Source organism: Streptomyces sp. NPDC040545, assembly GCF_055595065.1.
On the sequence record NZ_JBVIWA010000046.1, the window covers coordinates 1 to 9718 of the forward strand.

Sequence of the window (9718 nt, forward strand, 5' to 3'; positions counted from 1 at the left end):
GGCACGCTGTTGAGTTCTCAAGGAACGGACGCTTCCTTTGTACTCACCCTCGCGGGTTTTCCTCCGGGCTTTCGTTCTGTTCTTGCGTTTCCGACCCTATCAGACTCTTTCGTGTCCGACTTCCTCGGTGCTTTCCAGGTATTCGCTTTCGCGTTTTCCCTTTCCGGCGGTTCCGACTCTATCAGAAGTTCTCCACCGGATTTCCCGGCTTCGGATTCCTGGATGAGGAGTCGGCTGTACCCCACTGGAATTCAATTCCTTTTGGGGGCGAGAGAGAGTTTAAACCATCGCTACCGAACTTGTCCAGTTCGAGGCAACCGTTCTAATCTACCTCCCCGCGCGCTCCGTGTCAACGGTCTTCGCGGGACGACGAGGAGACTAGCAGCTCGACAGGCTCGTACGCACATCAGGCCGCGGTCGGAAGGGTCGCCGTCTGGTCGGCCTCCTCCACGTCGCCCACGTCGCCGGCGCGGGCGGCCCTGCCGCCCAGGATGAAGACGTAGAGCAGGAAGGCGACCTCGGCTGCGACGCCGATCGTGATGCGAGCCCAGGTGGGGAGGCCCGACGGGGTCACGAAGCCCTCGATCAGGCCCGAGACGAAGAGGACCACCGCGAGGCCGATGGCCATGCCGAGGGCGGTGCGGCCCTGTTCCGCGAGGGCCGCGCGGCGGGTGCGCGGGCCCGGGTCGATGACCGTCCAGCCCAGGCGCAGGCCCATGCCCGCGGCCACGAAGACCGCCGTCAGTTCGAGCAGGCCGTGCGGAAGGATCAGGCCCAGGAAGACGTCGAGGCGGCCGGCGGAGGCCATCAGGCCGAGGCCGACGCCGAGGTTGGCCATGTTCAGGAAGAGGATCCAGAGCACCGGTATCCCCAGGAACGCGCCCAGGACCAGGCAGATCGCCGCCGCCTGGGCGTTGTTCGTCCAGACCTGGGCTGCGAAGGAGCCCGCCGGGTGGCTGGAGTAGTACGTCTCGTACTGGCCGCCGGGCTCGGTGAGCGCCTTCAGGTGCTCGGGGGCCGCGATGGCGCCCTGGACCTCCGGGTGCGTGGCTATCCACCAGCCGATGAGCACGCCGAGCGCCGTGGAGAGCAGGGCCGTCGGTATCCACCAGCGGCGGCTGCGGTAGACCGCGGCCGGGAAGCCCGCCGTGAAGAAGAGGGCGGCATCGCGCCAGCCGGCCCGGCGGGTGCCCGTCACCGTGGCGCGGGCGCGGGCGACCAGCTGGGTCAGCCGGCCGGTGAGCATCGGGTCCGGGGCGCTGGACTGGATCTGGGAGAGGTGGGTGGAGGTGCGCTGGTAGAGCGCGACGAGTTCGTCGGCCTCGTCGCCGGTGAGCTTGCGGCCGCGGCCCAGGAGCTGCTCCAGGCGCTCCCACTCCGCACGGTGTGCGGTCACGAAGACGTCGAGATCCATCCGGTTTGCCGCTCCCCTGTCCCAGGTCCCCTGGCCACTGCCTATTCCTAGTGTGGTCAGCTTGGCAGACTGGAGGCCGTAGGGGCGGGGGCAGGTCACATGAGAGGTGCTGTGGTGAGCGATCTGGTGACGGGGGACGCTGTCGTCCTGGGGCTCAGGCCCGCGCGGCTGCCGAGCCGCGGGCTGGCGATCCTCCTGGACCTGGCCGTGTACGTCACCGGATACGTGCTCGTCTCCGTCGGGCTAACCATGGCCACGGCCTCGCTGGACGAGGCCGCCCAGGCGGCCGTGGCGGTCGCGGGCTTCCTGCTGTTCCTGGTGGGCGTGCCGATCGCGGTGGAGACGCTGTCCCACGGGCGTTCGCTCGGCAAGCTCGCCTGTGGGCTGCGCGTCGTACGGGACGACGGCGGGCCGATCCGGTTCCGGCACGCTCTGGTGCGCGGGGCCATGGGGATCGTGGAGCTGATCCTGACCTTCGGGTCGATCGCGTGCATCGCCTCGCTGGTGTCGGCGCGGGGACGGCGGCTCGGGGACGTGTTCGCGGGGACGCTGGTGGTCCGCGAGCGGGTGCCGGGGACCCGGGTGATGCCGGTGCCTCCGCCGCCGCCGTGGCTGGCCGGGCGGTTCACCGGGCTGGATCTGTCGGCGGTGCCGGACGGGCTGTGGCTCGCGATACGCCAGTACCTGACGCGGATGAACCAGCTGGATCCGCAGGTGGGTGCCGCGATGGCGGTGCGGCTGGCGGACGATCTGGTGGCGCGAACGGGGGCGCCGCCGCCGGCCGGGGTGCCGGCCGCCGCGTTCCTGATGGCCGTGGTGCACGAGCGGCAGTCGCGGGACGCCGCCCGGGCGTTCCGGCCGACCGCCGGCGGTCCTGGTGCCGGGTTCGCAGCCGGACCCGCAGCTGCTCCCGCCCCGCTACCGGTACCGAGGCCGGGGCCGGTCGTGGCGCCGGTCCCCTACGTGGCTCCCGCGCCCGTGGCGCCCGTGGATGCTCCGCGCGCCGGCGGGTTCGCGCCGCCCGCCTGAGGGATCACTGTTCCTCGAAGGCCGAGGGCGGTGTCTCCAGGTGTTCGAGTTCGATGCCCGGGGCCGAGAGGACCACGTCCCCGGCGATGTGGATCGTGTGGACCTCGCCCGTGTCCAGGGCGCTGACCTGGTACTCGTCCACCAGCAGCGGGCCGCTGTCCGTGGGGTGTTCCTGGCGGTCGACGAGGGCCCAGGCCTGGTCGACCGTACGGGGTGCCAGGACCGGATCGGTGAGGGCCAGCAGCCGGACCCGGGTGGCGGGCGCGCCGGGGGCCAGGCGCAGCAGCCGGGCCGTGGCGACGAGGAAGGCCGGGGAGGTGCCGGTGAATCCGGGGGCGGCGATGTTGCCCTCGGTGGCCTCGGTGCCGGTGGGGTCGGTCCGGACCCAGGTGACGCCGTCGATGGCGGCGCCGCGCACCTGCCAGCTGGCGGCGTTGACCTCCAGGCGGATGGGGCGGCCCAGTTCGTCGATCGCCAGGTCGACGGAGCCGCGGTGGTCCCCGTCGGGCCCGGTGAGCTGGGAGACGTAGCGCCAGCCGGAGGGCCCGGGGGCGCAGTGGAAGTGCTCCTCGCCGAGCGGGGTGTGGTCGTGCGGGTCGTGGAGCGAGTAGCGGCCGCGGGGCATGGTGCGCACTCTTCTTGGGGTCGAGGGATATGGGGCAGGCCCCCGGCACGGGTGCCGGGGGCCTGCTTCACGTTCTGCCGCCGCTGATCAGAGGCTGATCAGGGGTTGATCAGTAACGGTAGTGGTCCGGCTTGTACGGGCCTTCGACCTGGACGCCGATGTACGCGGCCTGCTCCGGGCGCAGGGTGGTCAGGCGGACGCCGAGGGCGTCGAGGTGGAGGCGGGCGACCTTCTCGTCGAGGTGCTTCGGGAGCACGTAGACCTCGGTCGGGTACTCCTCCGGCTTGGTGAAGAGCTCGATCTGGGCCAGGGTCTGGTCCGCGAAGGAGTTCGACATCACGAAGGACGGGTGGCCGGTCGCGTTGCCGAGGTTCAGCAGGCGGCCCTCGGAGAGGACGATGAGGACCTTGCCGTCGGGGAACTTCCAGGTGTGGACCTGGGGCTTGACCTCGTCCTTGACGATGCCTTCGACCTTCGCGAGGCCGGCCATGTCGATCTCGTTGTCGAAGTGGCCGATGTTGCCCACGATGGCCTGGTGCTTCATCTTGGCCATGTCGGAGGCCATGATGATGTCCTTGTTGCCCGTGGTCGTGATGAAGATGTCGGCCGTCTCGACGACGTCGTCGAGGGTGGCGACCTGGTATCCGTCCATCGCCGCCTGCAGTGCGCAGATCGGGTCGATCTCGGTGACGATGACGCGGGCGCCCTGGCCGCGGAGGGACTCGGCGCAGCCCTTGCCGACGTCGCCGTAGCCGAAGACGACCGCGACCTTGCCGCCGATGAGGACGTCGGTGGCGCGGTTGATGCCGTCGATCAGGGAGTGGCGGCAGCCGTACTTGTTGTCGAACTTCGACTTGGTGACGGCGTCGTTCACGTTGATCGCCGGGAACAGCAGGGTGCCCTCGGACATCATCTCGTAGAGACGGTGGACACCGGTGGTGGTCTCCTCCGTCACGCCGCGGATCTCGGACGCGAGCTGGGTCCACTTCTGGGGGGACTCGCCGAGGGTGCGGTTGAGCAGGGTGAGGATGTGGGCGTACTCCTCGGAGTCCGCCGTCGACGGGTCCGGGGCGGAGCCGGCCTTCTCGAACTCGACGCCCTTGTGGACGAGGAGGGTGGCGTCACCACCGTCGTCGAGGATCATGTTCGGGCCGCCGGTGGGGGTGTTCGGCCAGGTCAGCGCCTGCTCCGTGCACCACCAGTACTCCTCCAGCGTCTCGCCCTTCCAGGCGAAGACGGGGACGCCCTGCGGGTTCTCCGGGGTGCCGTTCGGGCCCACCGCGATGGCGGCGGCCGCGTGGTCCTGGGTGGAGAAGATGTTGCAGGAGGCCCAGCGGACGTCGGCGCCGAGGGCGACGAGGGTCTCGATGAGTACGGCGGTCTGCACGGTCATGTGCAGCGAGCCGGTGATGCGGGCGCCGGCCAGGGGCTGCGCCTCGGCGTACTCGGCGCGGATCGACATCAGACCCGGCATCTCGTGCTCGGCCAGGGTGATCTCCTTGCGGCCGAACGCGGCAAGGGAGAGGTCTGCGACCTTGAAGTCCATGGGTGCTGCTCCTCATGGTTCGAGAGGGTGGGTACGGCTGGGCCGTGCGCCGTCCTGGGGACGGGACACCGAGCACAGTCCGTCGGGGGTCCTCTCTCCCCTCGGCCGGTCGCAGGGACCGCCCGACCCGCCATCAGCAGCGACGCCTGACACTGGGCACGAATCTACACCGATCGGCGGAGTCTGCCCCAGTCGGCCGGAGAACTGGCCGCGTCTTTCCTTCGGGTGCCCGACGGGGCCCTCATGCGGTGTGACACCCCGTCGGTGGGCCCGGCGCGACCGGCCCGTACAGTTCCGGCCGCACGTCGGATCGAGCGGAGCAGGGGCGGGAGCATGGGAATGCAGGACCGGGTGGCGGGACGTCGGCTTGGGGTGACATCGGTGGCGCTGCTGGTGCTGGGTGCGCTTCTGGGCTGTGTCGGGGGTCTGGGCGGGTACTTCTTCATGCCGACGAAGCTCGTGCCGGGGGAGCACATGAGGCCGACCCTCCCGACGGAATCGTCCGTGGCCTTCAACCTGTTGACCATCAAGGTGAACCGCGGCGACGTGGTGCTCTTCGACGCCGCAGCCTGGGGTGAGCAGCGCCAGTCCGTGGAACGGGTGGTCGCGGTGGGCGGCGACCACATCTCCTACACGCCCGGGGACCGGACACTGACCTTGAACGGGAAGCCGCTGGACGAGCCGTACGTCCTGAACGGCGATCCGGTGGCGGGGTCGCCCGGCGCGTTCGATGTGAAGGTGCCCAAGGGCCGGCTGTTCGTGCTGGGCGACAACCGCGGGAACTCCGCCGACTCCCGCTTCCGGTTCGGGGCTTCGGAGAGCGGAACCGTGCCCCTGTCCGACGTGAACGGCGCGATGGTCGACGAGGGCGATCCGCTGCTCGTCGGCCTGCGGTCCGCGGCACTCGTCGGCGTCGCGGTGCTGTGCGCCGGTGCGCTGTTCGGCGCCGTCTCGCTGCGGCTTCGCCGCCGGGCGGCGGCGACCGCGGTGCACCCGGCGTACGCGGGACTGGTGCCGCCGCCCGGCGTCTGACGGCCCCGGGCCCGCGCGAAGGCCCCCGCGGGCTGCTGCTCGCGGGGGCCTTCGGGCGTTCGTGGCTACTTGGCGGCTTCGGGGCGATAGATGTCCGGCTCCAGGTAGATCACCCGGGCGATCGGGACGGCCTCGCGGATGCGGGCCTCGGCGGCGTTGATCGCGTCGGCCACCTGGGTCGCGGTGTCGTCGCCCTCGACCGCGATCTTGGCGGCGACCAGCAGCTCCTCAGGGCCCAGGTGCAGGGTGCGCATGTGGATCACGCGGGTGACGACGTCCCCGTCGACCACCGCGGCCTTGATCTTCTCGACTTCCTCGATACCGGCGGCCTCACCGAGCAGCAGGGACTTGGTCTCCGCCGCCAGGACGATCGCGATGACGATGAGCAGGACGCCGATGCACAGGGTGCCGATGCCGTCCCAGATCCCGTCGCCGGTCAGCAGGGCGAGGCCGACGCCGCCGAGGGCCAGCACGAGGCCGACGAGCGCGCCGAAGTCCTCCAGGAGGACGACGGGCAGCTCGGGGGCCTTGGCCCGCCTGATGAACTGGGTCCAGGTCTGCTTGCCCCGGATCTCGTTCGACTCCTTGATCGCGGTGTGGAAGGAGAAGGACTCCGCGATGATCGCGAAGACGAGCACGCCGACCGGCCAGTACCACGCCTCGATCGCGTGCGGGTGGTTGATCTTCTCGATGCCCTCGTAGATGGCGAACATGCCGCCGACGGTGAAGAGCACGATGGAGACGAGGAAGGCATAGATGTAGCGCTCGCGCCCGTACCCGAACGGGTGTTGCGGTGTCGCCTCGCGCTGGGCCTTCTTGCCGCCGAGGAGCAGCAGCCCCTGGTTCCCGGAGTCGGCCAGCGAGTGGACGCTTTCCGCGAGCATCGACGAGGAGCCGCTGAAGAGGAATGCCACGAATTTGGCTACAGCGATGGCGAGGTTGGCGGCGAGTGCCGCCACGATCGCCTTGGTACCGCCCGACGCGCTCATGGGTGCAGGGTGTCCTTCCTAGCCACTGACTACCGGCCGCACATTGTTGCAGCCGGTGGGAGGGACGCCACGTCAGACCACCACGGTGGCACGGAAGATCGTCCCGCTTCCGGACAGTTCGACCTTTTCGCCCGCCGGCACGAAGACCGACTCACCAGGGGTCAGGGCCAGTTCGCCGGCGAGCGGGGAGCCGGCCGTGCAGAGCAGGATCTGCGGGGTGTCGTGCGGGAGCACGCGGGAGGCGCCGCCGGGCGCGAGGAGAAAGCGGGAGAGCCGGAACTCGTCGATGGGGGTCTCGTAGACCTCCTCGCCGTCGCCCTCGGGGCGCAGCAGGTTCGGCTCGCCCGGCTCGAACTTCGCGATCTTCAGCAGCTCGGGCACGTCCACGTGTTTGGGGGTGAGCCCGGCACGCAGCACGTTGTCCGAGTTGGCCAGCAGCTCGACGCCGAGGCCGTCGATGTAGGCGTGCGGGACGCCGGCGCCGAGGAACATCGCCTCGCCGGGCTGGAGTCGGACGTGGTTGAGCAGCATCGCCGCGATGACTCCCGGGTCGCCCGGGAAGTGGTGGACCAGCGTGGCGTACGGGGTGTACCGGCCGCCGAGGCGTGTGACGGCGGCGGCGACCTCGTGCAGGGTGTGGGCCATCTCGGCGCGGTCCGCGGTCAGAACGGCCGTCAGCATCTCGCGCAGGGCGGCCTCTTCGGGGTGCGCGCGCAGCAGGTCGGCGTACGGCTTGAGGCTGTCCACGTCCAGGCCCGCGAGGAGGTCGGCGGCCTCCAGCGGCGGGCGGAAGCCGCACAGCCCGTCGAACGCGGTGAGAGCGCAGATCATTTCGGGCTTGTGGTTGGGGTCCTTGTAGTTGCGGTGGTCCGCGTCGATCGGGACCCCGCGGCGCTCCTCGTCCTCGAAACCCGCCCGGGCCTGGAGCAGGTCGGGGTGGACCTGCAGGGAGAGCGGGGCGCCGGCGGCGAGGATCTTGAACAGGAAGGGCAGCCGGGGGCCGAACTTGGCGACGGTGGCAGCGCCCAGCTCGCCTTCGGGATCCGCGGCGATGACGTCCGAGAGCGCCCGCTCGCCCGCTCCCCGGTCGATGCGGGAGGGGGCGCCCGGGTGGGCTCCCATCCACATCTCGGCCTGGGGCTCACCGGTGGGTTCGACACCGAGGAGCGTGGGGAGGGCCGTGGTGGATCCCCAGGCGTAGGGGCGGATCGTGTTCGTCAGGCGGTCCATCGTCGTCTTCCTGGATAGAGCTGGGTACTTCAGTGCCTCAGCTGTGTCCCCTGGAAGCCAACGCCAGGTAGGCGGTGGCGAAATCCGTGACGGCGAGGAGTTCGGCGAGCTGCTCCAGTTCGACGCCCTCCTCCGGTTCGAGCTCGCTGACCGCCGTGTCGTGGCTGAGGGCGAGCTCGCGTGCGGCGGGGGCGGCGGTGAGGCCACCGGCCGGCCGGTCACGCAGCAGGACGATGCGGGCGCGAAGGGCCTGGGGTTCTTCGACCCGGTCACGGAAGAAGTCGTCGGGGTCGGCGCCGGCGGCGAAGGATCCGGCGAGCAGGACGCCGTGGGCGGGCAGCGCCTCGGGAAGCACGGCGGCCAGTGCGGGGCGGCCGGCGAGCTCGGCGAGGGTGGCGGCGAACCGGCGGCCCGCGGGGGCGGCGCCGGTGCCCTCGGTCCAGATGAGCGGGAGGGAGTCGGCCAGCTCGGCGGCGAGGGTCTTGGCCGGGTTGGAGTAGGTGGCGATGGCGGGCCCGCAGCGTTCGGCCGTACGGTCGAGCCGGTCGGCGACGAGCTGCAGGGTGTCGGGGGCGGCGGTGATCAGGCCGACCTTGTCGAGGAGCAGCAGCAGCGGCGTCAGCAGGGCCCACAGGGCGCCGGGTCCGGCCGCGGCGGACTCGTCGTACTCCTGGTACGGGGCCTTGGCCATCGGTACGAGGAGCCCGTGCGCGCCGTCCACCGCCTCGCTCAGCGGTGAGCGCTCGGGCGCGACGGCGACGACGGTGCAGCCGCGCCGGTACGCCTGCTCGGCGAGGACGGCGAGCCCCGGCTCGGTGCCGTCGGTGGTGGCGAGGAGCAGCAGGTCGACGGAGCCGGCCCAGCCGGGCAGGGCCCAGCGCAGCGCGCCGGCCGCGTGGGCGACGCCGGTGGGATCCAGCCTGATGACGGGCGCGGAGGCTCCGGCGAGGGCGCCGAGCAGGTCGGCGACGCCGGTGGCGGCGGTGCCGGACCCGGCGATCAGGACGGAGCGCGGGCGGCCGTCGGGGCGCAGCTCGGCGAGACCGGCCTCGTTCGCGTGCCGGGCGGCGGTACGGACTCTGGCTCCGGCCTCGGCCGCACCGCGGAGCAGGCCCCGGCGGTCGACGCGGGCGAGATCGTCCGGTGCGTCGAGGAGCGACTCGTCGAGCATGGCGGCCTCCGGCGGTGTTGACGGATCCAGGGTGGCGGAATCGGTCTCAGCGTCTGCGCGTGCCCTTGTTGCGGGGCGCGGGGCAGGGGGTCAGGCGGGGCGGCGGGCCTCGTCCACGAGGAGCACGGGGATGCCGTCACGGACCGGGTACGCGAGACCGCAGTCCTGGCCGGTGCAGATCAGCTCGGGGGCCGTCTCGTCGGCCGACTTGTCCTCGAGGGGCGAGTGGCAGGCGGGGCAGGCGAGGATCTGCAGGAGGCCGGCTTCGAGCGGCATGGGGCGATTCCCTTCGGGCATGTGGGTGGGGCGAGGTCAGCGTACCGCCGAGTTCGTGGCGGTGCGGTGTCGTGGGGGCGGGTTGAGCCCCGGGGGCTGCGCCCCCGGGGAACCCGGCTTCGCCGGGCACCGGGCTCCGCCCGGACCCCGCGCCTCAAACGCCGGCGAGGCTGGATTGGGTGGAGCCCGGCGCTTGCGTGCCGCGCCGCTGGACGATCAAGAACAGCGCCTCAGGCGCGGATGAGGGCCAGGGCCTCGTCGCGGATCCTGGCCAGGGTGGCCTCGTCACGGGCCTCCACGTTCAGGCGCAACAGGGGCTCGGTGTTGGAGGCGCGGACGTTGAACCACCAGTCCTCGCCCGTCACCGTCAGACCGTCCAGCTCGTCCAGGGTGACGCCCTCACGGG

Annotated in this window: 9 protein-coding genes and 1 pseudogene; 2 read left to right on the forward strand and 8 right to left on the reverse strand. The window is 71.3% G+C overall.

Annotated features, from left to right (window positions below; translation table 11 throughout):
- Nucleotides 1-406 precede the first annotated feature (406 nt).
- Nucleotides 407-1414: a stage II sporulation protein M gene (locus tag ACZ573_RS38125; protein WP_301370668.1), complete on the reverse strand. Its 1008-nt coding sequence runs from the start codon at nucleotides 1412-1414 to the stop codon at nucleotides 407-409.
- 114 nt (nucleotides 1415-1528) lie between these two features.
- On the opposite strand from ACZ573_RS38125, the gene ACZ573_RS38130 reads away from it, so the two are divergent.
- Nucleotides 1529-2443, forward strand: a complete 915-nt coding sequence (locus ACZ573_RS38130; RefSeq protein ID WP_471313476.1) for an RDD family protein — start codon at nucleotides 1529-1531, stop codon at nucleotides 2441-2443.
- A 4-nt stretch (nucleotides 2444-2447) separates the two neighbouring features.
- Here ACZ573_RS38130 and ACZ573_RS38135 read toward each other — a convergent pair whose 3' ends face one another.
- A complete protein-coding gene (locus ACZ573_RS38135) occupies nucleotides 2448-3068 on the reverse strand; it encodes a hypothetical protein (protein WP_390172872.1) in 621 nt (206 codons plus the stop codon).
- 109 nt (nucleotides 3069-3177) lie between these two features.
- The gene (gene ahcY / locus ACZ573_RS38140; protein WP_471313480.1) at nucleotides 3178-4614 is read right to left on the reverse strand and encodes an adenosylhomocysteinase; all 1437 of its coding nucleotides are present in this window, start codon (nucleotides 4612-4614) and stop codon (nucleotides 3178-3180) included.
- A gap of 333 nt (nucleotides 4615-4947) precedes the next feature.
- On the opposite strand from ahcY, the gene lepB reads away from it, so the two are divergent.
- On the forward strand, nucleotides 4948-5646 hold the full coding sequence (lepB, locus tag ACZ573_RS38145; RefSeq protein WP_471313482.1) for a signal peptidase I: 699 nt from the start codon (nucleotides 4948-4950) through the stop codon (nucleotides 5644-5646).
- 65 nt (nucleotides 5647-5711) lie between these two features.
- Here lepB and ACZ573_RS38150 read toward each other — a convergent pair whose 3' ends face one another.
- From ACZ573_RS38150 to manB, 5 genes and pseudogenes are all read right to left on the reverse strand, one after another.
- Complete coding sequence (locus ACZ573_RS38150; RefSeq protein ID WP_471313485.1) at nucleotides 5712-6635, reverse strand: cation diffusion facilitator family transporter; 924 nt, start codon at nucleotides 6633-6635, stop codon at nucleotides 5712-5714.
- Between the two features lie 72 nt (nucleotides 6636-6707).
- Complete coding sequence (gene manA, locus ACZ573_RS38155; protein WP_471313490.1) at nucleotides 6708-7865, reverse strand: mannose-6-phosphate isomerase, class I; 1158 nt, start codon at nucleotides 7863-7865, stop codon at nucleotides 6708-6710.
- Between the two features lie 37 nt (nucleotides 7866-7902).
- Entirely contained in the window at nucleotides 7903-9036 is a 1134-nt protein-coding gene (locus ACZ573_RS38160) for an SIS domain-containing protein (protein WP_471313492.1), read from the reverse strand.
- Nucleotides 9037-9126: 90 nt separating this feature from the next.
- Complete coding sequence (locus ACZ573_RS38165) at nucleotides 9127-9312, reverse strand: Trm112 family protein (RefSeq protein ID WP_030015246.1); 186 nt, start codon at nucleotides 9310-9312, stop codon at nucleotides 9127-9129.
- A gap of 230 nt (nucleotides 9313-9542) precedes the next feature.
- Nucleotides 9543-9718: pseudogene (manB, locus tag ACZ573_RS38170) on the reverse strand (phosphomannomutase/phosphoglucomutase); the annotation flags it as partial.

What these genes read in the sequence shown, in the direction of transcription:
- ACZ573_RS38125 (WP_301370668.1), bottom strand. Translation starts at nt 1,414, where the DNA reads ATGGATCTCGACGTCTTCGTGACCGCACACCGTGCGGAGTGGGAGCGC.
- ACZ573_RS38135 (WP_390172872.1), bottom strand. Translation starts at nt 3,068, where the DNA reads ATGCCCCGCGGCCGCTACTCGCTCCACGACCCGCACGACCACACCCCG.
- ahcY (WP_471313480.1), bottom strand. Translation starts at nt 4,614, where the DNA reads ATGGACTTCAAGGTCGCAGACCTCTCCCTTGCCGCGTTCGGCCGCAAG.
- lepB (WP_471313482.1), top strand. Translation starts at nt 4,948, where the DNA reads ATGGGAATGCAGGACCGGGTGGCGGGACGTCGGCTTGGGGTGACATCG.
- ACZ573_RS38150 (WP_471313485.1), bottom strand. Translation starts at nt 6,635, where the DNA reads ATGAGCGCGTCGGGCGGTACCAAGGCGATCGTGGCGGCACTCGCCGCC.
- manA (WP_471313490.1), bottom strand. Translation starts at nt 7,865, where the DNA reads ATGGACCGCCTGACGAACACGATCCGCCCCTACGCCTGGGGATCCACC.
- ACZ573_RS38160 (WP_471313492.1), bottom strand. Translation starts at nt 9,036, where the DNA reads ATGCTCGACGAGTCGCTCCTCGACGCACCGGACGATCTCGCCCGCGTC.
- ACZ573_RS38165 (WP_030015246.1), bottom strand. Translation starts at nt 9,312, where the DNA reads ATGCCGCTCGAAGCCGGCCTCCTGCAGATCCTCGCCTGCCCCGCCTGC.